The sequence below is a fragment of the Stenotrophomonas sp. 28608_Sma genome (assembly GCF_056486185.1).
Genome location: NZ_CM151308.1, coordinates 1542941 through 1566527 on the forward strand (window position 1 = coordinate 1542941; position 23587 = coordinate 1566527).

At 65.9% G+C, this 23587-nt stretch carries 19 protein-coding genes; 10 read left to right on the plus strand and 9 right to left on the minus strand.

The window, feature by feature from the left end; translation table 11 throughout:
* Positions 1-54 precede the first annotated feature (54 nt).
* The gene (locus ACZLHH_RS07020; RefSeq protein ID WP_032127886.1) at positions 55-933 is read right to left on the minus strand and encodes a plasmid replication/partition related protein; all 879 of its coding nucleotides are present in this window, start codon (positions 931-933) and stop codon (positions 55-57) included.
* A 63-nt stretch (positions 934-996) separates the two neighbouring features.
* Positions 997-2349 carry an omega-aminotransferase AptA gene (aptA, locus tag ACZLHH_RS07025; RefSeq protein WP_071228414.1) on the minus strand — a complete coding sequence of 451 codons (1353 nt, stop codon included), beginning with the start codon at positions 2347-2349 and terminating at the stop codon, positions 997-999.
* Positions 2350-2453: 104 nt separating this feature from the next.
* Here aptA and ACZLHH_RS07030 point away from each other — a divergent pair, with 104 nt between their 5' ends.
* On the plus strand, positions 2454-3950 hold the full coding sequence (locus tag ACZLHH_RS07030; RefSeq protein WP_180845034.1) for an aldehyde dehydrogenase: 1497 nt from the start codon (positions 2454-2456) through the stop codon (positions 3948-3950).
* 153 nt (positions 3951-4103) lie between these two features.
* On the opposite strand, the gene ACZLHH_RS07035 is transcribed toward ACZLHH_RS07030, so the two are convergent.
* The gene (locus ACZLHH_RS07035) at positions 4104-4745 is read right to left on the minus strand and encodes a hypothetical protein (RefSeq protein WP_180845033.1); all 642 of its coding nucleotides are present in this window, start codon (positions 4743-4745) and stop codon (positions 4104-4106) included.
* Positions 4746-4892: 147 nt separating this feature from the next.
* On the opposite strand from ACZLHH_RS07035, the gene ACZLHH_RS07040 reads away from it, so the two are divergent.
* On the plus strand, positions 4893-6194 hold the full coding sequence (locus tag ACZLHH_RS07040) for an MFS transporter (protein ID WP_180845032.1): 1302 nt from the start codon (positions 4893-4895) through the stop codon (positions 6192-6194).
* Here ACZLHH_RS07040 and ACZLHH_RS07045 read toward each other — a convergent pair.
* The 3 genes from ACZLHH_RS07045 to ACZLHH_RS07055 all read right to left on the minus strand — a co-directional run bounded on the left by ACZLHH_RS07045 (position 6175) and on the right by ACZLHH_RS07055 (position 9714).
* Positions 6175-6636, minus strand: a complete 462-nt coding sequence (locus ACZLHH_RS07045) for a bacteriohemerythrin (protein ID WP_004151683.1) — start codon at positions 6634-6636, stop codon at positions 6175-6177. The genes ACZLHH_RS07040 and ACZLHH_RS07045 overlap by 20 nt on opposite strands.
* Positions 6637-6721: 85 nt before the next feature.
* Complete coding sequence (locus ACZLHH_RS07050; RefSeq protein ID WP_032127881.1) at positions 6722-8065, minus strand: diguanylate cyclase; 1344 nt, start codon at positions 8063-8065, stop codon at positions 6722-6724.
* A 95-nt stretch (positions 8066-8160) separates the two neighbouring features.
* On the minus strand, positions 8161-9714 hold the full coding sequence (locus ACZLHH_RS07055; RefSeq protein ID WP_180845031.1) for an MASE1 domain-containing protein: 1554 nt from the start codon (positions 9712-9714) through the stop codon (positions 8161-8163).
* Positions 9715-10231: 517 nt separating this feature from the next.
* Between ACZLHH_RS07055 and ACZLHH_RS07060 the strand changes: the two genes are divergently transcribed.
* Positions 10232-10690, plus strand: a complete 459-nt coding sequence (locus ACZLHH_RS07060; protein ID WP_262220668.1) for a hypothetical protein — start codon at positions 10232-10234, stop codon at positions 10688-10690.
* Positions 10691-10849: 159 nt separating this feature from the next.
* Here ACZLHH_RS07060 and ACZLHH_RS07065 read toward each other — a convergent pair whose 3' ends face one another.
* Positions 10850-12478, minus strand: a complete 1629-nt coding sequence (locus ACZLHH_RS07065; protein ID WP_180845030.1) for an MASE1 domain-containing protein — start codon at positions 12476-12478, stop codon at positions 10850-10852.
* A gap of 188 nt (positions 12479-12666) precedes the next feature.
* Positions 12667-13944 (minus strand): NAD(P)/FAD-dependent oxidoreductase, encoded by a 1278-nt coding sequence (locus ACZLHH_RS07070; RefSeq protein WP_197573191.1) that lies wholly within the window; start codon positions 13942-13944, stop codon positions 12667-12669.
* A gap of 161 nt (positions 13945-14105) precedes the next feature.
* Here ACZLHH_RS07070 and ACZLHH_RS07075 point away from each other — a divergent pair, with 161 nt between their 5' ends.
* The 3 genes from ACZLHH_RS07075 (at position 14106) to ACZLHH_RS07085 (ending at position 17462) form a co-directional block, all read left to right on the plus strand.
* Positions 14106-14867 (plus strand): gamma-glutamyl-gamma-aminobutyrate hydrolase family protein, encoded by a 762-nt coding sequence (locus ACZLHH_RS07075; RefSeq protein ID WP_180845028.1) that lies wholly within the window; start codon positions 14106-14108, stop codon positions 14865-14867.
* Positions 14864-16261 carry a glutamine synthetase family protein gene (locus ACZLHH_RS07080; protein ID WP_180845027.1) on the plus strand — a complete coding sequence of 466 codons (1398 nt, stop codon included), beginning with the start codon at positions 14864-14866 and terminating at the stop codon, positions 16259-16261. Before ACZLHH_RS07075 ends, ACZLHH_RS07080 begins: the two co-directional genes overlap by 4 nt.
* A 91-nt stretch (positions 16262-16352) precedes the next feature.
* Entirely contained in the window at positions 16353-17462 is a 1110-nt protein-coding gene (locus tag ACZLHH_RS07085; RefSeq protein WP_032127877.1) for a polyamine ABC transporter substrate-binding protein, read from the plus strand.
* A 39-nt stretch (positions 17463-17501) separates the two neighbouring features.
* On the opposite strand, the gene ACZLHH_RS07090 is transcribed toward ACZLHH_RS07085, so the two are convergent.
* Positions 17502-18902 carry a flavin-containing monooxygenase gene (locus tag ACZLHH_RS07090; protein WP_180845026.1) on the minus strand — a complete coding sequence of 467 codons (1401 nt, stop codon included), beginning with the start codon at positions 18900-18902 and terminating at the stop codon, positions 17502-17504.
* A gap of 273 nt (positions 18903-19175) precedes the next feature.
* On the opposite strand from ACZLHH_RS07090, the gene ACZLHH_RS07095 reads away from it, so the two are divergent.
* The 4 genes from ACZLHH_RS07095 (at position 19176) to ACZLHH_RS07110 (ending at position 23528) form a co-directional block, all read left to right on the plus strand.
* Complete coding sequence (locus ACZLHH_RS07095) at positions 19176-20312, plus strand: ABC transporter ATP-binding protein (protein ID WP_071228404.1); 1137 nt, start codon at positions 19176-19178, stop codon at positions 20310-20312.
* Entirely contained in the window at positions 20309-21241 is a 933-nt protein-coding gene (locus ACZLHH_RS07100; RefSeq protein ID WP_049399899.1) for an ABC transporter permease subunit, read from the plus strand. Before ACZLHH_RS07095 ends, ACZLHH_RS07100 begins: the two co-directional genes overlap by 4 nt.
* Positions 21238-22080, plus strand: a complete 843-nt coding sequence (locus ACZLHH_RS07105; protein ID WP_478478761.1) for an ABC transporter permease subunit — start codon at positions 21238-21240, stop codon at positions 22078-22080. The genes ACZLHH_RS07100 and ACZLHH_RS07105 overlap by 4 nt, the downstream gene beginning before the upstream one ends.
* Positions 22081-22163: 83 nt before the next feature.
* Positions 22164-23528 (plus strand): NAD-dependent succinate-semialdehyde dehydrogenase, encoded by a 1365-nt coding sequence (locus tag ACZLHH_RS07110; protein ID WP_180845025.1) that lies wholly within the window; start codon positions 22164-22166, stop codon positions 23526-23528.
* Positions 23529-23587 lie beyond the last annotated feature (59 nt).

Sequence of the window (23587 nt, forward strand, 5' to 3'; positions counted from 1 at the left end):
CGCACCCGGAACGTCCATGGGGTTGCCGGCCAGCGGCCGGCACTACCCGTTGGTTCAGAGCGCTTCGAGCTGCTTGCGCAACGCCGCCAGCTGCGCGCGCAGGGTGTCGTTCTCGCGGGTCAGCGCGACCACGCGGCGGCGCAGCGCCGGGGCATCCTCGCCCAGCTGCTCCAGTGCCGACAGCACCTCGGCGTCGCGGCTGGCGATCTGCTCTTCGTCCGCTTCCTCGAAGTCCATCTCGGCTGCTTCCGGCTTCGGTGCGCGCGGCTTGCGCTTGGACTCGCGCACGCGCTTGGCGGCCTGCTTCAGCTCATCCTTGCCACCGGCGGCAGCGGCGCGCTGCTCGTCTTCCGGCAGGTCGGCCACGGCAGCAGCAGCGCTGATCGAGATCACGCCGGCCTTCACCGCTTCCACCACCTCGGCCGCGGCCTGGGCGTGGATGCGTTCGATCATGCCGACCTGGCTGGTGCTCAGCTTTGCCTCGCGGGCCAGCTCGGCGCGGCTGATCTTCGGTGCCGGTTCCCACGGCGGGCTGTCCTCACCCGCGTCCTCGATGGCTTCGGCGGTGCCGTCGCTCTCGCGTTGCAGCTGCGCCTGCTCGATCTGCTTGCGGGCGGCCAGGATGTCGCGCTTGCGCAGCGCCAGTACGCCGCGCTGGAAGTCGGACACGCTGCGGCGGCCCAGGTGCTGCTCGATCATCCACAGGTGCACGTCTTCCATGCTCTGGAAGCGGGTGTTCTGCACGGTATTGAAGGGCAGGCCATGCTTCTGACAGATGCCGAAACGGTTGTGGCCATCGACCAGCACATCACCCCACAGCACCAGCGCATCGCGGCAGCCTTCGGCCAGGATGCTGCGCTCCAGCGCGTCATGTTCGTCCGCGGTCAGCGGGTCGATGTAGGCCTTGAGTTCTTCTTTGACGACGATATCCATGGGCACGGCAGCGAGCAGGAGCGGAACCGCCCATTGTACCCGCTCGCCACCGCCGGCCCGGGCTCAGGCGGTGGCCCGGATCATCTCGCCCAGGATGCTGGTGATCTGGTCGATCTGCGCCTTGTCCACGATCAGTGGTGGCGACAGCGCGATGATGTCGCCGGTACAGCGCACCAGCAGCCGGCCGTCCTGGAAGCAGCGCCGGAACACCTCGTAGCCACGGCTGCCGGGGGCATCGCGGCGCGGCGCCAGCTCGACCGCGCCGACCAGCCCGAAGTTGCGGATGTCGATCACGTTGGGCAGGCCCTGCAGCGCATGCAGCCGTTCCTGCCAGTATTCGCCCAGCTCGATGGCACGCTCGAACAGGCGCTCCTCGGCATAGACCTCCAGCGTGGCCAGCGCTGCGGCGCAGGCCAGCGGATGGCCGGAATGGGTATAGCCATGGAACAGCTCGATGGCCTGCGGCGGTGCCTGCATCAGGGTTGCATGCACGGCGTCGCTGGCCAGCACGCCACCCAGCGGTACCGCGCCGTTGCTGACCGCCTTGGCGAAGGTCAGCAGGTCCGGGGTGACCCCGAAGCGCTGCGCGGCGAAGGGCATGCCGACCCGGCCGAAACCGGTGATGACCTCGTCGAACACCAGCAGGATGCCGTGGTGGTCGCACAGCTCGCGCAGGCGCTGCAGATAGCCCGGCGCGGGCAGGATCACCCCGGCCGAACCGGCAATGGGCTCGACGAACACTGCCGCGATGGTCGAGGCGTCGTGCAGGGCGATCAGCCGTTCCAGGTCGTCGGCCAGCTCGGCGCCCTGGCGTGGCAGGCCCTTGCTGAACGCATTGCGCGGCAGGTCCAGGGTATGCCGCAGGTAGTCCACGCCGCCCAGCTGCAGGCCGAACGCCCTGCGGTTGTTGGGCAGCCCACCCAGCGCCATGCCGCCGAAACCGACCCCGTGGTAAGCCTTCTCGCGGCTGATGAAGCGGGTGCGCTGGCCCTCGCCACGCTGGCGGTGATAGGCCAGCGCGATCTTCATCGCGGTATCCACCGCCTCGGAGCCGGAGCTGGTGAAGAACACATGGTTGAGCGGGGCAGGCGCCAGTGCGGCCAGCCGCTGCGCCAGTGCGAAGGCCGGCGGCGAGCCCATCTGGAAGGCCGGCGAATAGTCGAGCGTGCGTGCCTGCTCGACGATGGCCTCGACGATGCGCGGGCGGGCGTGGCCGGCGTTGCAGCACCACAGGCCGGCGGTGCCGTCGAGGATCTGGCGGCCGTCGACGTCCTCGTAGTGCATGCCTTCGGCGCGTACCAGCATGCGCGGCGCGGCCTTGTACTGGCGGTTGGCGGTGAACGGCATCCAGTACGCGTCCAGTGACTCGGGGCGCTGGGTGGCCAGGTCGTGCAGCTCGCTTTCGGGACGCTTCATGCCAGCTCCATCGGGTCCGATGCGACGAATGTAGCGCAGCCGCGTCACGGTGGAGTCGCGGCGGTCCCGGTATAACCAAAGCTTGTTGACCGCTGGAGCTTCCCATGGCCGATTTCCCCGACCGCAGCCACTGGCAGGCGCTGTCCATTCAGCTCTCGATGCCGGGCCAGGCCTTCATCGATGGCCGTTATGTCGATGCCGCCAGCGGCGCCCGCTTCGACTGCATCAGCCCGATCGATGGTCGCGTGCTGGGCGCGGTTGCCGACTGCGACGCGCAGGATGTCGAACGCGCGGTACTGGCCGCGCGGCGCAGCTTCGAGGCGGGCCACTGGTCGCAGGCGAGCCCGGCGCATCGCAAGCGCGTGTTGCTGGCGCTGGCCGCGCTGGTGGAAGCGCACGTCGATGAACTGGCGCTGCTGGAAACCCTGGACATGGGCAAGCCGGTGTGTGACGCACGCCGTATCGACCTGCCCGGTGTGGTGCGGTGCCTGACCTGGACCGCCGAAGCGGTGGACAAACTGTATGGCGAGATCGCGCCGACTGGCCCGCACGAACTCGGACTGGTCACCCGCGAAGCCGCTGGCGTGGTGGCGGCCATCGTGCCGTGGAATTTCCCGTTGCTGATGGCCTGTTGGAAGATCGCGCCGGCGCTGGCGATGGGCAACTCGGTGGTGCTCAAGCCTTCGGAGCGGTCGCCGCTGAGTGCGCTGCGGCTGGCGGCGCTGGCCGCCGAGGCGGGCCTGCCGGAGGGCGTGCTGAACGTGCTGCCGGGCCATGGCGCGCGCGTTGGCGAACCGCTGGCCCTGCACATGGACGTGGATGGGTTGGCGTTCACCGGTTCCACTGCCACCGGCGCGAAGCTGCTGGAGTATTCCGGGCGATCCAACCTCAAGCGGGTCTGGCTGGAATGCGGCGGCAAGAGCCCGCACGTGGTGTTCGCCGACGCTCCCGATCTGGACGCGGCGGCCAAGGCCGTGGCGCAGGGCATCTTCTTCAACCAGGGCGAAGTCTGTACCGCCGGGTCGCGCTTGCTGGTGCAGCGCTCGATCCGTGAGGATTTCGTGCACCAGGTGGTTGCTTATGGCCAGCACATGCAGCCGCAGCATCCGCTGGACGCCGACGCGCCGATGGGCGCGCTGGTGGACGCCGCGCATCTGGACAAGGTGCTGGCCGACATTGCGCGGGCAGAAGGCGAGGGTGCCCGGCTGTTGCTGGGAGGCCACCGTGCCGAGGTCGAGGCGGGTGGTTGCTACGTGCAGCCCACCGTGTTCGATCAGGTGCGGCCCGACCACGCACTGGCACGCGAGGAGGTGTTCGGGCCGGTGCTGGCCGTGCTTGGCTTCGACGACGAGGCCGAAGCGGTGCGCCTGGCCAACGACAGCCGATACGGACTGGCCGCCGGTCTTTGGACACGCGATCTGGGCCGCGCGCATCGGGTTGCGCGCCAGCTGCGCGCCGGCAGCGTATGGGTGAACGGCTGGGATGGCGGCGACATGACCGCACCGTTTGGTGGTTACAAGCAGTCCGGCAACGGCCGGGACAAATCGCTGCACGCCTTCGACAAGTACAGCGAAATCAAGGCCACCTGGATCCAGTTGTAACGACGCGGCTGCTTGACCGCTGTTCGCTCTTTGTAGAGTCGAGCCTTGCTCGACTGCTTTTCGTTCTTCGGTAGAGCCGAGCCATTCTCGGCTGCTTTTCGCGAAGAGCAGTCGAGCTTGGCTCGACTCTACAGAAGGCAGACAGCTGTCGAGCTACCGGCAGCGGGCACTCACCTGCAGCACTGCCGCACGCAACATGTCGCGGTCGGCTTCTTCGACGGCATTCTGGAAGTAATCCATGTCCTGCCGGCCCAGTTCGCACGGGTCGACGATGTAGCCCGGCGGCCAAAGTCCCAGCAGCTGCGCTACGCCATGCACGATCTGCTCCGGCGTCATCTGCCGGCGGATCCGGAAGTAATTGCGGCGCGGCGCGAATGCCGGGTGTATCTCGCGGCGACCAATAAGGCGCGGAGCGACACCCGCAGCGCTGATGCCGTCGCCACCGTCGATGCTGCCCGCCGGGAGGCCCAGGATCAGCGGCGCCGCAACGGCCGTTTCCTCTGCGGCTGGTAGGGTGGAATCTGTCTGGGCAGCCGGGGCAGGACGTGGCATCGCCGACGCAGACGGACGCGTCACCGGTGCGGAGCGAAGGGTAGGCTGTAGAGGCGTCAGCGTCGGCGGTTCCGGTGGCAGCCAGCGCAGCGAGATCCTTGCGTCGTCGTCACTGCGCAGCATGATCCTGCCGCTGCCCAGCAGCCACAGCGCCATCAATCCATGCACCAGCAGTACCACCAGCCACGCCGCCATGCGCGGCAGCTTCGGCGAATCGGACCACGACAGCGTGACTGCATCCATCGGCAAAGCATCCATGCAGGGACCGGTGGCGCAGCCTAGCCGGACGCCCGAAAAATTCCGTTGGCATCGGTGTCGGCTGAAACCATCGCCCCGTGCGGCCACCAGCCCGTGGCAGAATCGGGCGATCCGCCGTTACCCGTGTTGCCGATGTCGACGATCACCGCTGCCGCGCCGCCCGTGAATTCCCCCCGCCGTGTCCTGCTGGCCAGCCTGATCGGCACCACCATCGAATTCTTCGATTTCTACATCTACGCCACGGCCGCGGTGCTGGTGTTCCCACACCTGTTCTTCCCGGACAGCAGCGAACAGGCGGCCCTGTTGCAGTCACTGGCGACTTTCGCGGTCGCGTTCATCGCGCGTCCGGTGGGCTCGGCAGTGTTCGGCCACTTCGGTGACCGTATCGGCCGCAAGGCCACGCTGGTGGCCGCGCTGCTGACCATGGGCCTGTCCACGGTGCTGATCGGTTTGCTGCCAACCCACGCGCAGATTGGCCTGTGGGCCCCCGCGCTGTTGGCGCTGTGCCGCTTCGGCCAGGGCCTGGGGTTGGGCGGCGAGTGGGGTGGGGCAGTGCTGCTGGCCACCGAGAACGCACCGCCGGGCAAGCGCGCCTGGTACGGCATGTTCCCGCAGCTGGGTGCGCCGCTCGGCTTCCTGCTGTCGGCCGGCATTTTCCTGGTGCTCGGCCGCTGCCTGAGCCAGGACGACTTCCTGCAGTGGGGCTGGCGTATCCCGTTTGTGGCCAGCGCACTGCTGGTCGGCCTTGGCCTGTGGGTGCGCCTGAACATCCACGAGACGCCCGATTTCAAGAAGGCGCTGGAGCGCAAGGCGCCGGTGCGGCTGCCGATGTGGACGGTGCTGCGTGACCATCCGGTACCGATGCTGCTGGGTACCCTGGGCGCGTTCGCCACCTTTGTGCTGTTCTACCTGATGACGGTGTTCAGTCTCGGCCATGGCACCGCGGTGCTGGGCTACAGCCGCGAGCAGTTCCTGCTGATGCAGATGGCCGGCATGCTGTTCTTCGCGCTGGGTATCCCGCTGTCGGCGCGCTATGGCGACCGTTGGGGCACACGACGCACGATGATCGTCGCCAGCGTACTGATCGTCGGTTTCGGTGTGCTGTTCGCGCCGCTGTTCCAGCCGCACAGCCCGTGGCTGGTCACTGGCTTCCTGTGCCTGGGCCTGTTCCTGATGGGCCTGACCTACGGCCCCTGCGGCACCTTCCTGGCCGAGATCTACCCGGTGGAGGTGCGCTATACCGGCGCGTCGCTGTCATTCAACCTGGCCGGCATCCTTGGCGCGGCACCGGCGCCGTACCTGGCCACCTGGCTGGCCGAGCGCTTCGGCCTGGTCGCGGTGGGTTACTACCTGTGCCTGACTGCGGTGGCGACCCTGTGCGCGCTGGTGGCACTGCACCGGCGCACCCTGAGGCTCAACCAAAGAAGCGCTTGAGCGTACGCCCCAGCCAACCGCCCCCTTGGTGCTCGCGGGCGAACTGGTTCAGGTGCGCCTTGACCTGTTCGGCATAGGCCTGGTCATCACCGCGTATGTGATTGAACAGCCAGCGTGAGAGCATGGTGCGCAGTTCGTCGCTGATGTCCTCGCCGGCCTGGAAGCGCATGCGGTATTCCGATACCCGCTTGATGAAGACCTCATGCACGCGCTTGTGCGCGGCGCAGAACGGGTAGCCCGCTTCTTCCATCAACTCTTCTTCGAACGCGAAGTGCGACATGGTGTAGTCCACCACCTCGTCGATCACTTCACCCACCGCCGCACGCTGCATGCTGGCCTGGGCCACGTGCAGGTGGTTGAGCATCTCGATGATGCGGCGATGTTGCTGATCGATCACATCGATGCCGATGTTCAGATCGTCCTGCCAGACCAGTAGTGCCATCCCCGGCTCCCCTTCATGCGTATGTCGGGGCCGACTGTAGAGCCGCCGCGCGGGTGCGGCGTTGATCTGGATCAAAGCGGGCCGGTCAGGGCAGGGCCGGCTCGCGCGGGCGCAGCGGGCTGGCCACCGTGGTGCAGCTGACCCGGTTGCGGCCACCGGCCTTGGCCAGATACAGCTGGCGGTCGGCCTCGGAGATCAGCCGGTGCAGCGCATCACGCTGCGGGCGCAGGCAGCACAGGCCAATGCTGACCGTCATGCGAAGCGTCGCGGTGCCAATGTCCACTTCCAGTGCGGCGATGCGCTGGCGCAGCTCCTCGAAGTACTGCAGTGCTTCGTCCTGTTCCATGTCCGGCACCAGCAGGCAGAACTCCTCGCCACCGAAGCGTGCGATCAGGTCCTGGCTGCGTGCATGCGCGGCCACCGCACCGGCCACCGCGCGCAGCGCATCATCGCCGGCCTCGTGGCCGTGAGTGTCGTTGATGTGCTTGAAGTGATCGATGTCGATCATCGCCACCGCCACGCACTGGCCATGCAGCTGCAGCTGCGGCAACTGGCGCTGGCTCTGTTCCAGGAAGCAGCGGCGGTTGGGCAGGCCGGTGAGGAAGTCGCGGGTGGCCAGGTCCTGCAGCGTGCCGATCAGTTCCAGCTGGTCCACGTTCTGCGAGACCCGGCAGAAGAATTCCTCGCGCGAGAATGGCTTGCGCAGGAAGTCATTGGCACCGTTCTTCAGGAAGCGCGGGATCAGCGAGGCGTCGGTGTTGCCGGAGATGCCGATCACCGCCACCTTGTCGCGCGAGCGCAGGGTGCGCAGGCGGCGGGTGAATTCCACGCCCTGCATGCCGGGCATTTCCTGGTCGACCACCGCCAGGCGGATTGCCGGATGCGCCTCGATCGCGGCCAGGCCCTCGTTACCATCGGCCGCTTCGTGCACCTCATGGCCATACATGCGCAGCAGGGCGGCGGCATAGCCGCGCGCGGACGGCGAATCGTCCACCACCAGCGCCGCGATGCGACGGTTGCGTTCCAGCCGCTGTACCAGCCACACCAGGTAGTCGATGCTGCCGGGGGTATTCTTCAGTACGTAGTCGATGATCTGCTGCTGCAGCACGCGCTTGCGCAGGTCCTCGTCGTACACGCCGCTGACCACCACGGTCGGCAGGTCGCGCTTGAGGAAGAACTCGACCACCGCATCGCGGTCGCCGTCGGCCAGCACCAACCCGGTCAGCACCAGGAACCAGCCGCCACCCTCGCTCAGCAGGCGATCGGCCTCGGCCAGGGTGGAGGCGATCACCACCGGCAGTTCCAGGCGCTGCTCGATGGCCTCGCGCAGCATGCCGGTGAACGCACGGGAGTTTTCGACCAGCAGGATCCGCTGTGGCAGCGGATCGGCCAGGTCGCCATCGACGGCGGCCTGCGGCAGGACGGGCATGATGCGGTGGCTCACGAAGGAGGGCTCGGCACGGATAGCGGCGGTTTCGGACGTAACTTTAGCGGCGAACGTTGCGCGCCGAGCCAGATTCCGTGTCAGGCCGCCGCTGTCGCCGCGTGGGTGATCGATTCATGGAGGACCAGTCGCAGCCGATTGCCCCGGCAGTGAACCGTACCGCCGTAGGCAAGCATTCGACCGGCAAGGCGCTCGATGGCCTGTTGTGTGGTGCGTGTCGACAGCGTGCAGTCACGGTCGAGCAGGCTCACTACGGCAACGATGCCGCGACGTCCGCCCGCGCGGCCACTTCGGGCGCGCACGCAGACCTGCCCGGACTCCAGCTCCAGCAGCAGCGACACCGCCTCGATCAGGGAGCGGTAAATGGCCAGTTGCAGATCCACGGTCAGCAGGCAGGGGTTGCCCGCCAGCCTGGGCGGAATGACGCGGTGCGTGTTGTTCCAGATTTCGCATGCACCACCGGCTTGCAGGGCGATGTACAGCCCCACCTGCTCCAGTCCGGTGGGATAGACCAGGCTGGCCTGTTCACGGAACAGCCGTGAGTGCACGGATGAAGCGTGTTGCAGGCTGTTCGCCACTGCATGATGGCCCTGAGCCTTCAGCCAGCTGACCATTTCAACGAGCGAGCTGTCCATGCCGTCGCTCAGATGCTTCAGGTGGACGGCCCGTTCACGCAGCTCCCGCTCGCTGGTCTGGTGGGAACTGCGTGCCAGGCGCAGCGTCGTTTCTTCGGCCAGGCCGCGGGACCGGGCGCGCTGATGGTGGTAGCTGATGCTGGACCCGAGCGCGAGCAGCGCGACACTCATCACCGCCATGTTCTGCTGGGTGGCGAACGTACCGAGGTCGAAAGAGGAGGGCAGGCCGGTACTGGGCGTAGCGCCGTGAAGTGGGAGATTCAACAGCGGAATCGCGATGGCAGCGCCGCGCCAGCCATGCATGAAGGTCAGGGCGATGGCAGGTAGAGCCGCCAGCAGGACAAGGTGTGTGCGGGTGGTATGTGCGCTACTGTCTGTCAGCTGCATGCCCAGCCCCAGTATCAGCATCGCCAGCATCGCCGCAGCTGTAGGCGCAACAAAGCGGGTGCTCCACCTGGGATCCGCGTGCCGCTGCGCCCAAAGGAAGGCCAGCGGGAGCAGGGTAATGATGGCCGCGAAGTGACCAAAGAGCGTTCGGTCGACTGCGTCCAGCAGGTTGCTCGGCGGAGGGTTCGACCAGAGGACATATGAAATGCCCAGGTTGAGACCCGGGACGAACAGTGCCGTGCAGATCGACAACGACAGCAGCCAGAGACCGGTGGCGGCCTCGGACGGTATTCTCCTGAGGTGAAGGTGGACCACCAGCATCGCCATCGGCATCAACAGTGTTGACGCCAGGATGACCCACGCCAAGCCGTAGGCATCAATCATGGGGATGCGCAGCGTCGCGAAGTAGATGTATTCGCCCAGCAACAGGTAGGGCCACAAGCGGGGCGGGACGATCAGCAGTGCTGCTGCCCGGATGCCTGCGGGCAGGAAGAACTGATCGAGCGAGAACTGACGCGATATGAGGCAGCTGGCAGCATAGACGGCGGCCAGCACAAGACCGACCGGACGGATCCGGAAGCTCAGTTCAATTGCCTTATTGAATCGGTCCAAGTCCGAACCTCTCGTCTCCCAGCCAATAATGGCTGGCTACTTCCGCAGACACTATCGGCAGTTGGAGATAGGTGCAATCGAGGTGTCTGGCCCCCCTCTGAGCTGCCATCGGCCGCTTCTCATAAATCGTGACCTTAAACGCGCAGTAGCGTGGCGGCTTGGCCACGTGCGGACGGTGAATCATCCACAACCAGTGTGGCGACGCTCTGATCGCGTTTCAGCCGCTGGACCAACCATACTTGGCGGTTGATGTTGTTCGGCGTGCTATCGCCGCGAGCAGCATGCCTGCGAACGCACCCGGATGTTCACCGACACGGGGGGCACCGTGGTCGCCATCGATAGCGACCTACAGCACGGCAGGCTTGGGGCGCTAGCTCGATTGCAAATGTTTTGGGACAGGTATCGGCGGCTTCGGACGCAACTGGGGCATGGGTTTGCATGGTCCCAGCTGATTATCTCCGACAGACACTACGGAGTGCGCCCCGGTATATGCTGATGGAATTGGGTAGCATCCTTCATGATGCAAATTGCATCCAACCTGGAGGTCAGTGTGAGAAATTCACGAATTCATGCATTTGCTGGTGCGTTGATGTTGGTGCCGTTGTCCGTTTTTGCTTTAGCCCCGGGTGATGACCATGGAGTCAAGATGGCTGCCCGAGGACTCGGCCAGTCGATTCCGCTGGCGGAAAACCTGAGCGTGGATCCCGGTTGGCTGGTCTACGGGTTCGAGCGCGATGGCATGGACTATTTCCAGGTGAATGATCTCGCGGGGCGCGTGCACATTGTGATCGGCAATGCTGCCGGAACGTTCTGGGTACTGCCTGCAGGTGATCCATCCGCAAAGGTATCGTTGCCGGAACAGCGCCTGCCTGTTCCCAGTAAGGGCACCAGAACGGTTATCTATCGGGCTGCTGCATTCACGCTCGTCAGATATGCGAGCGGAGCTGATACGTTGTGGGCGGTAGAGGCACCTTGATAGGGCTTGTTGCCGGGATATCGGCGAGCCTCAGCATCGGATTGCATGGGCGCCCGGTGCTCGCCGGGTGCCCGTGACATCCTGGAACAGGGTGGTGTGAGACATCCTGATGCCATTTCACTGTTTTGGCTCGATCCGGTCGCTTGACTGTGAAATGCACTACTGCAGCGCAGAAGGTGAGGGACAGTTGTACGGCGGTGGATTGCTGGGCGTGGCCTCAAGATTGGTTTCGCGGTCGAGGAACAGAATCCTGACCCGGTTGCGATAGCAGTCAACGGTCCCGTCATAGGCGAGGGTTCGCCCGGTCAGTCGCTCGAACGCGGTCATGGTTGTCTGCTGGGAAAGGCGCCCATGCGGATCCAGTAGTGACACGACCATGAGGATTCCGCGCCTTGAGCCCATTCTGCCGCATCTGGCACGAATGCGAATTTGACCACCTTCATGCTTGAGAAGAATGGAGACCGCATCAATGAGTGTCCGGTAGGCAGCCAACTGCAGTTCCACGCTCAGGTTACAGGGGTCACCTTTCAGATCCGGGCGAAGAACGCGCTCCGTCAGCTTCCATGACTCACGGATGCCACCAGCCTGCAAGGCCACGTACAGCCCAAGGTGCTCCAAGCCCGAGGGATAGACCATGCTTGTCTGTTCGCGAAACAGCCGCGAATGGACATTTGAGGTATGCAAAAGGCTGCTGGCCACTGCGTGATGTCCCTGGGCCATGAGCCAGTTGGCCAGTTCAACCAGCGAAGTATCGATGCCGTCGCCGAGCTTGCGAAGATGCAGGGCGCGTTCACGCAGCTCCATCTCGCTGGCTAATTGCGAGCTCCTGGCAAGATGGATAGCGTCCCTTTCTCCCATCTCGCGCAGTCTGTAGCGGTGGTAGAAGTGGGTAATGCGTGACCCGAGCAGTAGCAATGCGATGCCGCTGATCGCCATGATCTGCTGAGTGATGAAGGCCGCTGGATCGAATGCGGTTGGATGGGTGTTGGGCGTGGTCAGACCGATAACCATGTTGATTGCCGGAACTGCAAGGGCAGCGCCCTTCCAGCCGTACAGGCAGGTAAGCGTGGTCGCTGGGAGTGCCAACAGCAGCAGGAACGTTGCCTTCAATGCAATCCACTCTGTGGGCAGTTGAGTCGCAGCTATCCCGATCAGCAGCATCAATGAAAGTGATGCCAGCATCGGGACTTTTCTTAGCCCGCTCCACTGCTGCTCCACGTCCTGTCGCGCCCACAGCATGGCGATGGGGACCACCGTCAGAATGCCGATGAAGTCACCCACACTGTAGCGAGCCGCATTGGTCAGGAAGGGCGTGGATGGGGGCGTTGGCCAAAGCAGATGGGAAAAGCTCAGGTTGAGCAGAGTGATAACGACACTGGAAGCGGCGGCAACCAGCAAAAGGCCGATCGTCTGCGACTCTGCCATCAGCCGCCGTTGCAGCTTCACAATCAACATCACCGCTGGCATGAGGAACGCGGAGGCAACGATGACCCACGTCAGGCCGTACTTCTCGATCATCGGCACACGGGATTGTGCAAAGTACGCATATTCGCCCAACAGCAGATAGGGCCAAAGTCGCGGCGGGCACAGCAGCACGGCTGCCACCCGGATGCCGGCTGGTAAATAGAATTGATCAAGCGACAACTGTCGGGTTGCCCAATAAGCAACTGCATAGATCAAGGCCAGCATCAGGCCAGCCGGACGAATGCGCACCTTCAGCAACAATCCTTCTTTCCACCAGTCCAATCGCGCGTCCCCTTCTCCTACGTGTCCCCTGTCAGCATCCATTCGCCGCGGGGCCCGGTTTTCAGGACGGTATCGGTCTGCGAACGATTATGCAATTGCGCAGCTACGCATTTAGGAAACTGAGGAACCGTCCATCACAGATGTTGCGTGAAAATCTGTGACGCGTGCTGCACGATGAGCGCTTCGATGTGTTCTTCAAAACGTTCCATACACGCGTAAATGCCGGATGTTCACCACAACGCATCCCGCAGCTTGTACCACGACATCGCCGCCACCAGCAGCGGCGTGCGCAGCAGCCGGCCACCGGGGAAGGGTGCATGCCGCAGGCGCTGGAACACGTCCAGGCGTTCGCTCTGGCCGGCAATGGCGGCGGCGATCACCTCGCCGGCCAGCCCGGCGGCGGCCACCCCATGGCCGGAGAAGCCCTGCGCGAAGTACAGGTTGCCGTCCAGCCGGCCCCAATGCGGGGCGCGGTTGCGGGTGATGTCCACATAACCACCCCAGACCTGGTCCAGTGCCACGTCGGCCAGCTGCGGGAACACCTGGTGCATGCGCCGCTGCATAACCCCACGCAGGCCCGGCGGTGGCAGCGCCGAATAACTGGCGCGGCCGCCGAACAGCAGCCGCTGGTCGTGGCTGAGGCGGAAGTAGTCCAGTGCCCATGCGGTGTCGGCCACGGCCATGTTGTTGCCGATCAGGGCCCGGGCGCGTTCAGCACCCAGCGGCTGGCTGGCGCCGATATAGGTGCCCACCGGCATGATCCGCCGTTCCAGCTCGGGCAGCAGGCCCTGCAGCCAGGCGTTGCCGGCCACCACCAGATGCGCAGCGCGCACGCTGCCCTGAGCGGTATGCAGGGAAGGCTGTGGTCCCCGCTGCACGCGGGTCACCGCGGAGTTCTCGTGGATCACCACGCCGGCCGCGCGCGCCGCATCGGCCAGGCCGCGTGCATACGCCAGCGGTTGCAGGTGCGCGCTGAGCGGATCGAACATCGCGGCGCGGTAGCGCGGGCTGTCCAGCTGCGCGCGCAGGGCATCACGGTCCCACCATTGCATCGGGTAGTCGTAGTGGCGCTGCAGGTGCTCGCAGTTGGCCAGAAGTTCACGCTCATGGCGTTCGCGGATGGCGACGCTGGCATGGCCTTCCACCCAATGGCAGTCGATGCCGTGGCGATCGATGCGGGTGCGCATCGCCTGCACCGCGTCACGCGACCAGTCGAACAGGTGGCGCGCATCGTCGCGGCCGAGCTGGCGCTCCAGCTCGTCCACCTCGCAGCCATAGCCCACCAGCGCCTGGCCACCGTTGCGACCGGACGCGCCCCAACCGATCCGCTGCGCTTCCAGCACCACTACGCGCTGTCCACGCGCGGCCAGCTCCAGCGCGGCGGTCAGGCCGGTGTAGCCGGCGCCAAGTACCGCGACATCGGCCTGCACATCGCCCTGCAGTGGGGGCAGTGCGGGTGGTTCGGGCAGGCTGGCGGCATACCAGCTTGGCGGGAAGGCGGCGCTCACCGCCGGCCTCGCAGGCGCAGTACGGAAGGACGGAGCGGGGGAGGACGATCAGTGTTCACGCGACTAGTTTCGCCGATGCGTGACGGCCATGGTGTGACGGCGACGACTTGCCGCATTCGCGGGCCGACGGGTAACGTGTCGGCACGCCAAGGAGTTTTCCCATGCGCCGCCTGCCCTGGGTGGGCCTGCCCACCGACAGCACCGTGCTCGGCCATCATCGTTTCGCAGTGGCCGGCGAGAAGTATGTGCGCGCGCTGGCCGATGCAGCCGAGGTCACACCGGTGGTACTGCCGAGCCTGCAGCCGCCGCTGCCGGCTGGTGACTGGCTGCAGGGGCTCGATGGCCTGCTGTTGACCGGCGCGGTCAGCAACATCGAACCGCAGCACTACGAGGGCGGCCGCAGCTGGCCGGGCAATCCGCATGACCCGGCCCGTGATGCCAATGCGTTCGCGCTGCTGCGCGAGGCGCTGGCGCTGGACCTGCCGGTGCTGGCGATCTGTCGCGGCTTCCAGGAACTGAACGTCGCGCTGGGTGGCAGCCTGCATCCGCAGGTGCATGCGGTGCCTGGCCTGGCCGACCACCGAGAAGACCCGCAGGCGCCGGTGGAGGTGCAGTACGGGCCGGCCCACACGGTCACCCTGGCCGCTGATGGCTGGTTGGCGCGGTGGAGCGGCAGTGGCCGGACGCAGGTCAATTCGGTACACGGGCAGGGTATCGCTCGTCTGGCGCAGGGGCTGCAGGTCGAAGCCGTGGCCGATGATGGCCTGGTCGAGGCGGCACGCAGCCTGCACCATGATTTCGTGCTCGGCGTACAGTGGCACCCGGAGTGGCGTGTCATGGATTCGCCGTTCTATCACGCTATTTTCCGTGCGTTCGGCCAAGCTTGCCGGCAGCACCAACAGAACCGACTGGATTCCCGATGAGTTCCCGAACGCGCCCGCGCAAGACGGCTACGCCCCCCGCACCGCAGGAAAGCAGTCTGCTGCGTTGGCTGAAGGAGCGGCGCATCACCGAGGTCGAGTGCCTGGTGCCGGACATCACCGGCAACGCGCGCGGCAAGATCATTCCGGCTGACAAGTTCTCGCACGACTACGGCACGCGGCTGCCCGAGGGCATCTTCGCCACCACCGTCACCGGCGAATTCCCTGACGATTACTACGACCTGACCTCGCCGTCGGACTCGGACATGATGCTGCGCCCCGATCCGGACACCGTACGCATGGTGCCGTGGGCGGCCGATGCCACCGCGCAGGTCATCCACGATTGCTACACCAAGAGCGGTGAGCCGCACGAGCTGGCACCGCGCAACGTGCTGCGCCGCGTGCTGGCGGCCTACGCCGAGTTGGGCCTGCGCCCGGTGGTGGCGCCGGAGCTGGAGTTCTTCCTGGTGCAGAAGAACACCGACCCGGACTTCCCGCTGCTGCCACCGGCCGGCCGCTCCGGGCGTCCGGAAACCGCGCGGCAGTCGTACTCGATCGATGCGGTCAACGAATTCGACCCGATCCTCGACCTGATGTACGACTACGCCGATGCGATGAAGCTGGACGTGGACACCCTGATCCATGAATCCGGCGCGGCACAGCTGGAGGTCAATTTCACCCATGCCGATGCGATGGACCTGGCCGACCAGGTATTCCTGTTCAAGCGCACCATGCGCGAAGCGGCGATGCGCCACGGGGTGTATGCCACGTTCCTGGCCAAGCCGATGGAAAACGAGCCGGGCAGCGCCATGCACATCCACCAGAGCCTGGTGCGGGTGAGCGATGGCAGCAACGTGTTCGCCGGCGAGACCCATGCCGAGGGCGAGTTCAGCCCGGTGTTCGGCCACTACCTGGGCGGCCTGCAGAAATACGTGCCGCAGGCGATGGCCTTCTTTGCGCCGAACGTGAATTCCTATCGCCGGCTGGTGTTCGGCGAGGTCTCGCCGAGCAACGTGCACTGGGGCTATGACAACCGCACCTGCGGGCTGCGCGTGCCGCTGGACACGCCGGAGAACATGCGCGTGGAAAGCCGCTTCGCCGGTTCCGATGCCAACCCGTACCTGGCGATGGCGGCGACCCTGGCCTGCGGCCTGCTGGGCATCCGCGAGCGGCTGGCACCGGATGCGCCGGTGACCGGCAGCGCCAAGGAACTGGGCTACAACCTGCCGCGCTCGCTGGGCGAAGCGCTGGACGGGCTGGAGCACTGCAGCGAGCTGCAGGCGCTGCTGGGCGAGCGCTTCTGCCGCGCCTACATTTCGGTCAAGCGCAAGGAATACGAGACCTTCTTCCGCGTCATCAGCTCGTGGGAGCGCGAGTTCCTGCTGCTGAACGTCTGAGCATCTGGAATAGAAAAATCCGCCGCCGGGGGGTAGGCTGGCACCCGTTGCCGGCCCCGCCGGCCCCCCTTTCCGCATTCTGGAGCACCCGATGAAGCTGCGTATCCTCACGCTCGGCCTGGCCTCCGCCATGCTCGCCGCCTGCAGCGGTGGCAACGGCGGCGCGCAGGATAGCCAGGTCCTGAACGTCTACAACTACAGCGATTACATCGCCGAGGACACCATCCCGACCTTCGAGAAGGAGAGCGGCATCAAGGTGACCTACGATGTGTTCGACAGCGACGAGATGGTCGAGACCAAGCTGCTGGCCGGCAACAGCGGCTACGACGTGGTGGTGCCGACCCTGAACTTCTTCGGTCGCCAGATCCAGGCCGGTGTGTTCCTGCCGCTGGACAAGAGCAAGATCCCGAACCTGGCCAACCTCGATCCGGCGGTGATGAAGCGCATCGCCACCCAGGACCCGGGCAACCAGTACGGCGTGCCGTACATGATCGGCACCACCGGCATCGGCTACAACGTGGAGATGCTGAAGCAGCGTTTCGGTGGCAGCACCGACATCGCCAACAGCTGGGACCTGGTGTTCAAGCCGGAGAACATCAGCAAGATGAAGGACTGCGGCGTGACCATCCTGGACACGCCGGCGGACATGATCCCGATCGCGCTGCATTACCTGGGCCTGGACCCGCACAGCGGTGACCCGGCCGAGCTGCAGAAGGCGGCCGACCTGCTGAAGTCGATCCGACCGTACGTGCAGAATTTCCACTCCTCGCAGTACGTGGGTTCGCTGGCCAATGGCGGCACCTGCCTGGTGGTGGGCTGGTCGGGTGACATCATCCAGGCCCGCGACCGCGCCGAGGAAGCCAGCAATGGCGTGCACGTGGCCTATTCGATCCCGAAGGAAGGCGCCCCGCAGTGGTTCGACATGCTGGCGATCCCGAAGGACGCCAAGCATCCGGAGGCCGCGTACGCGTTCATCAACTACCTGCTGCAGCCGAAGGTTGCCGCGGCCAACACCAACTTCATCCACTACGCCAACCCGGTGCCGACCGCGACCCCGCTGGTGGATGAGGCGATCCGTACCGACCCGACCATCTACCCGCCGGCCGACGTGGCCGACAAGATGTTCACCTATTCGATCAACACGCCGGAAACCGACAAGCTCTACACCCGGCTGTGGACCGAGGTGAAGACCGGCCGTTAAGCCGGTCTGGCGCCGCCGGGCCATGCCCGGCGGATTGCTTCATCCTTGGCCGGGCGCGGTACCGCCGCCCTGGTCAAGGTGCCGCAGGATCGCCGGCAACAGGTCACGTGCATCGCGACCGCCGTTGCACAGGAACGACGAACTCATCCGCTGCAGGTTGTGCATGCCGATGAAGAACAGCCCCGGCCGCGGAGAAACACCGAACTCGCCGAGGGGGTAGCCATGTGCGTCCAGCACGCCCTGAACGTCGAGCCAGGGCCATTCGGCGACGAAGCCGGTGGTCAGCACCACCGAGCGGATGCCTGCGGCCTGCAGATCCAGTTCACGCGGGGCGGCGTCCGGCTCCCAGTGCAGATAGACCTCTTCGGGAATGTAGCGGGCATCGTCGGTGCGCGGTTCGGGCCGCGTGGCGTAGTACGCGCTGGCCAGCGAATCGAGATAGGCATATTCGGTCCGTGTCGCTTCGATCGCGGTGCGCAGCTGCGGGCGTACATCGGCGAAGCGGGCGACATTTCCATCGAAGCCCTGCAACCGGCCCAGCAGCCTGATGCCTGCGCGGTGCATCGCCAGCAGGCTGATCGAGCTGCCCAGGCCGGCACGTCCCTTGCCGGAAATCAGCGGGAATTCGGCGGTGCGGGCCTTGCGCAGCGCATCCGGTTCTCCGGCCAGGACGGCGGCCGCTTCACTCACGTGCTGGTGGATGCGCCCGGCCATGTCCCACCAGGTCATCGAGTCCTTGCCGCGCAGCCGGCGAGTATGCGAATGCCGCTGGGCCAGTGACCAGTGCACGCTGCGACCGCTGTCGCGCAGGTCCTGGGCGATCTGCGCGCCGGACTGGCCGCCACCGATGACCAGCACGCCGCCGTCGGGCAGCTGGCGGGGGCTGCGGTAGTCGCCGGAGTGCAGCACCGTCAGACCCGGTGCGGGCGCGAAGGGGACCCGCGGCATCCGCGCGCGGCGGTACTCGCCGGTGGCGACCACAACCGCCCCAGCCCGGATCAATCCGTGGCTGGTTTCGATGGCATAGCCGCCCAATTCGGGCGTGACCCGCTGAACCGCACAACCTTCGCTGATCGGCAACGAACGTTCGTCGGCATAGTCGCGCAGCCGCCGGATCACCTCCGGGGCCCCCATGAAGCCTTCCGGGTCGTCGCCCGCATAGGCATGGCCGTGCAGGGCCATCGTCGCGTTGGCGGTGTTGGTCTGGAACGAATCCCAGCGCCGCTGCCAGCTGGCGCCCACGGTTTCGGCCTCCAGCACGCGATGCTCGACGCCGGCTTCCTGCAGGAGCGCGCTGAGGGACAGCCCGGCCTGGCCGGCGCCGATGATGACCAGCGGCAGCGTTGCAGGCAGGGAGCCCGGCAGGCGGGGCGGGAAAGGGGAGGGGCTGTCCGGGGAAGTCACCAGGGTGGGTCCATGCAAGGGCTTGATCCGGGCCATTGCGCGGGGAATGCCCCGGGCCTTCAACAGATCCGGTTCTGAAAAACGTTGCAGATCGAGGCGTCGCCTGTGGTGTCTGGCCGGGACGGCCGCAGGGTCGTCCAGGGGAGCCCGGGCCTTTGCGCGGGCAGGCCACCATGGCGGGGGAAAACCGACACTCCCAGGGCCCCCGGAGCCGGCCAGCGGCCGCTTCCGCCTGCCGCCGTCATATCCCCTGGGCCCCCCGGCCGTTAGAATGGCGGCCGCTGTCCACCGCCCGCTCCCGGAGCCCCCATGCCCGTTGAAGCCCAGCCGGTAGCCACCGTCGTCGACACGACCGGTGCGCCCGGCTATCTCTCCATTCGTGACCTGCGCAAGGAATTCGACGGTTTCGTCGCCGTTGACGACGTCAACCTGGACGTGCGCAAGGGCGAGATCTTTGCCCTGCTCGGTGGCTCCGGCAGTGGCAAATCGACCCTGCTGCGCTGCCTGGGCGGCTTCGAGACGCCCACCAAGGGCAGCATCACCCTCGACGGCCAGCGCCTGGACGCGCTGCCGCCGTATCAGCGGCCGGTCAACATGATGTTCCAGTCCTACGCCCTGTTCCCGCACATGACGGTCGAGCAGAACATCGCCTTCGGCCTCAAGCAGGACGGGATGGCAAAGGACGCGATCAGCAAGCGCGTTGGCGAGATGCTCGACCTGGTGCAGATGGGCCACCTGGGCAAGCGCAAGCCGCATCAGCTGTCCGGCGGCCAGCAGCAGCGCGTGGCGCTGGCGCGGTCGCTGGCCAAAGGGCCGAAGCTGCTGTTGCTGGACGAGCCGATGGGCGCGCTGGACAAGAAACTGCGCTCGCAGATGCAGCTGGAACTGGTCAGCATCATCGAATCGTCGGGTGTGACCTGCGTGATGGTCACCCACGATCAGGAAGAAGCGATGACCATGGCCACCCGCATCGCGGTGATGGATGCCGGCTGGATCCAGCAGGTCGGCAAGCCGGACGAGGTCTACGAGCAGCCGGCCAACCGCTTCGTCGCCGAGTTCATCGGTTCGGTCAACCTGTTCGACGGGGTGATCGACGAGGACCTTCCCGAGTACGTGACCGTGCGCTCGCCGCTGTTCCCGGCGCCGATCTACATCGCCCATGGCATCACCGGCTATGAAGGGCAGCCGGTCGCGTTCGCGCTGCGCCCGGAGAAGGTGATGATCGGCAAGGACGAGCCGGAAGGGCACACCAACAAGGCGCAGGGCGTGATCGAGGACATTGCCTACTTCGGCAGCCACTCGGTGTACCACGTGCGCTTGCCCAGCGGTGCCAAGGTACTGGCCAACTTCGCCAACTCGCAGCGCTGGGCCAGTGATGGCCTCACCTGGGGTGACAGCGTGTGGGTGCACTGGCGCGACAACGACGGCGTGGTGCTGACCTCATGAGCGTCGCCGGCCTGAAGCGCTGGCTGCCGGGGCTGCGTGCCACGGTGATCGGCATTCCGTACCTGTGGCTGCTGCTGTTCTTCGCAGTGCCGTTCCTGATCGTGCTGATGATCAGCTTCTCGCTCAGCCGGGTCGGCTCGCCGCCGTACACCTGGCTGCTGCAGTACGCCGACGGCGGTTTCTCGCTGAAGCTGAACCTGGAAAACTACCTGGCGCTGTTCCGCGATTCGATCTATGCGCAGGCGTTCCTGAGCTCGATCAAGATCGCGGCGATCTCGACCTTCCTGACCCTGCTGATCGGCTACCCGATGGCCTACGCCATCGCCCGCCTGTCGCCGGCCGCGCGCAACGTGGCGATGATGCTGGTGGTGCTGCCGTCGTGGACCTCGTTCCTGATCCGCGTGTATGCATGGAAGGCGATCCTGGACCGCAACGGCCTGCTCGACCAGTTCCTGCAGTTCACCGGCCTGCAGACGCTGATGACGTCGATGGGCCTGCCGAAACTGCAGCTGATCGACACCCCGACCGCCGCCTATATCGGCATCGTCTACTGCTATCTGCCGTTCATGGTGCTGCCGCTGTACGCCAATCTGGTCAAGCATGACCACCGCCTGCTGGAAGCGGCCTACGACCTCGGTGCCAAGCCGTGGCAGGCGTTCCTGCGCATCACCCTGCCGTTGTCCAAGGCGGGCATCATCGCCGGCTGCATGCTGGTGATGATTCCGGCCATTGGTGAATTCGTGATCCCGGAAATGCTGGGTGGCTCGGAGACGCTGATGGTGGGCCGCCAGCTGTGGAACGAGTTCTTCAACAACCGCAACTGGCCGGGCGCCTCGGCGATGGCGGTGGCGATGATCCTGTTGCTGCTGGTGCCGATCCTGCTGTTCAACCGTTCCCAGCAGCGCCTGCTGGAAGGGAAGCAGGCATGAGCCCGCGTAGCGCAAAGGGCCTGGGGCTGGGCGTGCTGCTGCTCGGCTTCGCCTTCCTGTACCTGCCGATCCTGCTGTTGATGTTCTATTCGTTCAACAGCTCGCGGCTGGCGATGGTCTGGGCCGGGTTCTCCACCCGTGCCTACAGTGACCTGTTCGCCGACCGCGCGCTGATGGATGCGATGTGGACCAGCCTGGTGGTGGCGTTCTGGACCGCTTGCACCGCCACCGTGCTGGGCACGCTGGCGGCGATGGTGATGACGCGCTTCAAGCGTTTCCGTGGCAAGCCGCTGTTCGGCGCACTGGTGACCGCGCCGCTGGTGATGCCGGATGTGATCCTGGGCTTCTCACTGATGGCGCTGCTGGCCTCGATGGGTGCGATTCCCGGCTTCCCGGCACGTGGCTTGACCACCATCTGGATCGCCCACGTCACCTTCACCCTGTGCTTCGTCACCGTGGTGGTGTCCTCGCGCCTGCAGGAAATGGACCTGTCGCTGGAAGAGGCCGCGATGGACCAGGGCGCGAGCCGGTTGACCGTGTTCGGCCGCATCACCCTGCCGATCATCGCGCCGGCGCTGGTTGCGGGCTGGTTGCTGGCGTTCACCCTGTCGCTGGATGACGTGGTGGTGGCCAGCTTCGTCGCCACGCCGGGCTCGACCACGCTGCCGATGAAGGTGTTTGCCTCGGTACGCATGGGTATCAGCCCGAAGATCAACGCACTGGCCACGCTGCTGGTGTCGGCGGTGTCGATCGCCGCGGTGATCGGCTGGTACATCAATGCCCGCGCCGAGAAGCGGCGCCAGCGCGACCTGCAGTTGGCACGTCAGGACAACGGCTGAGCACACGGTTTGTCGACAGCGTCGGCAACACCCGGCTCACGGCCGGCGGCGCACAATGGGGGTCTTCCAGATGGAGATCCCCCATGACCGTCGAGATTGTCGACCCGGCCACCGGCCAGGTGACCTACCGCCATGAACTGATGGGTGCTGCCGACGTCGAGCAGCGCCTGCAGGCCGCCGCCGATGCCTTCCCCGGCTGGGCCGAGCGCTCGCTGCAGGGGCGGGGGGCGATCCTCAAGCAGATCGCTGGCCAACTGCGTGCGCGCCGCGATGATCTGCAGCAGGCGATGACCCACGAGATGGGCAAGCTCAAGGCAGAGGCGTTGGCCGAGGTCGACAAGTGCGCGGCGGCCTGCGAGTTCTACGCCGATCATGCTGCCGACTACCTGAAGCCGCAGCTGATCGACACCGAAGCCCAGCGCAGCTATGTGCGCTACGAGCCGATCGGCTGCGTGTTCGCGGTGATGCCGTGGAATTTCCCGATCTGGCAGGTGTTCCGTTTCCTCGCCCCGGCGTTCATGGCAGGCAACGTGGCCCTGCTCAAACACGCCAGCAACGTGCCGCAGTGCGCCGACCTGATCCTGGCGGTATGCCGTGACGGTGGCCTGCCTGACGGCGTGTTCGATGTACTGCACATCGACAACGACCAGGCGGCTGAGGTGCTGCGCGACGCACGGGTGAAGGCGGTGACACTGACCGGCAGCGAGCGGGCAGGGCGCTCGATCGCGTCCAACGCGGGCAGCCAGCTGAAGAAGTCGGTGATGGAGCTGGGTGGCAGCGATGCCTTCGTGGTGCTCGACGATGCCGACCTCGACAAGACCGTGGCGGCGGCGGTGAAGTCGCGCTTCGATAACAGCGGGCAGACCTGCATCGCGGCCAAGCGCTTCATCGTGGTCGAGGCGGTGGCCGATGAGTTCACCCGGCGCTTCGTGGAAGCCGCGGGCGAGCGCCAGTACGGTGATCCGGACGAGCGCGGTACCACGCTGGCGCCGATGGCCCGTGCCGATCTGCGTGACGAACTGCACAAGCAGGTGCAGGCCAGCGTGGCCAAGGGTGCGCGGGTACTGCTGGGTGGTGAGCCGATTGCGGGTACACATGCCGGCTATCCGGCCACCGTGCTCGATCAGGTCGGCCCGGGCATGCCGGCCTACGACGAGGAGCTGTTCGGTCCGGTGGCAGCGGTGATCCGTGTCGCTGACGAGGCCGAGGCACTGCGCGTGGCCAACGACACCCGCTTCGGCCTGGGCGGCAGCGTGTGGACGCGCGATCCAGTGCGCGGCGAACGTTTCGCCCAGCGCATGGAGTGCGGTGCCGCGTTCGTCAACGCCATCGTCAAGAGCGACGCGCGATTGCCGTTCGGCGGCAGCAAACAGTCCGGTTTCGGCCGGGAGCTGGCCGACCACGGCATCCATGAGTTCATGAACATCAAGACCGTCTACGTGGCTTGATGCCGAACGGTAGTGCCGGCCGCTGGCCGGCATTGCCTGGTTGCCGGCCAGCGGCCGGC

What these genes read in the sequence shown, in the direction of transcription:
- ACZLHH_RS07020 (WP_032127886.1), bottom strand. Translation starts at nt 933, where the DNA reads ATGGATATCGTCGTCAAAGAAGAACTCAAGGCCTACATCGACCCGCTG.
- aptA (WP_071228414.1), bottom strand. Translation starts at nt 2,349, where the DNA reads ATGAAGCGTCCCGAAAGCGAGCTGCACGACCTGGCCACCCAGCGCCCC.
- ACZLHH_RS07030 (WP_180845034.1), top strand. Translation starts at nt 2,454, where the DNA reads ATGGCCGATTTCCCCGACCGCAGCCACTGGCAGGCGCTGTCCATTCAG.
- ACZLHH_RS07035 (WP_180845033.1), bottom strand. Translation starts at nt 4,745, where the DNA reads ATGGATGCAGTCACGCTGTCGTGGTCCGATTCGCCGAAGCTGCCGCGC.
- ACZLHH_RS07040 (WP_180845032.1), top strand. Translation starts at nt 4,893, where the DNA reads ATGTCGACGATCACCGCTGCCGCGCCGCCCGTGAATTCCCCCCGCCGT.
- ACZLHH_RS07045 (WP_004151683.1), bottom strand. Translation starts at nt 6,636, where the DNA reads ATGGCACTACTGGTCTGGCAGGACGATCTGAACATCGGCATCGATGTG.
- ACZLHH_RS07050 (WP_032127881.1), bottom strand. Translation starts at nt 8,065, where the DNA reads ATGCCCGTCCTGCCGCAGGCCGCCGTCGATGGCGACCTGGCCGATCCG.
- ACZLHH_RS07060 (WP_262220668.1), top strand. Translation starts at nt 10,232, where the DNA reads ATGATGCAAATTGCATCCAACCTGGAGGTCAGTGTGAGAAATTCACGA.
- ACZLHH_RS07065 (WP_180845030.1), bottom strand. Translation starts at nt 12,478, where the DNA reads ATGGATGCTGACAGGGGACACGTAGGAGAAGGGGACGCGCGATTGGAC.
- ACZLHH_RS07075 (WP_180845028.1), top strand. Translation starts at nt 14,106, where the DNA reads ATGCGCCGCCTGCCCTGGGTGGGCCTGCCCACCGACAGCACCGTGCTC.
- ACZLHH_RS07080 (WP_180845027.1), top strand. Translation starts at nt 14,864, where the DNA reads ATGAGTTCCCGAACGCGCCCGCGCAAGACGGCTACGCCCCCCGCACCG.
- ACZLHH_RS07085 (WP_032127877.1), top strand. Translation starts at nt 16,353, where the DNA reads ATGAAGCTGCGTATCCTCACGCTCGGCCTGGCCTCCGCCATGCTCGCC.
- ACZLHH_RS07090 (WP_180845026.1), bottom strand. Translation starts at nt 18,902, where the DNA reads ATGGCCCGGATCAAGCCCTTGCATGGACCCACCCTGGTGACTTCCCCG.
- ACZLHH_RS07095 (WP_071228404.1), top strand. Translation starts at nt 19,176, where the DNA reads ATGCCCGTTGAAGCCCAGCCGGTAGCCACCGTCGTCGACACGACCGGT.
- ACZLHH_RS07100 (WP_049399899.1), top strand. Translation starts at nt 20,309, where the DNA reads ATGAGCGTCGCCGGCCTGAAGCGCTGGCTGCCGGGGCTGCGTGCCACG.
- ACZLHH_RS07105 (WP_478478761.1), top strand. Translation starts at nt 21,238, where the DNA reads ATGAGCCCGCGTAGCGCAAAGGGCCTGGGGCTGGGCGTGCTGCTGCTC.
- ACZLHH_RS07110 (WP_180845025.1), top strand. Translation starts at nt 22,164, where the DNA reads ATGACCGTCGAGATTGTCGACCCGGCCACCGGCCAGGTGACCTACCGC.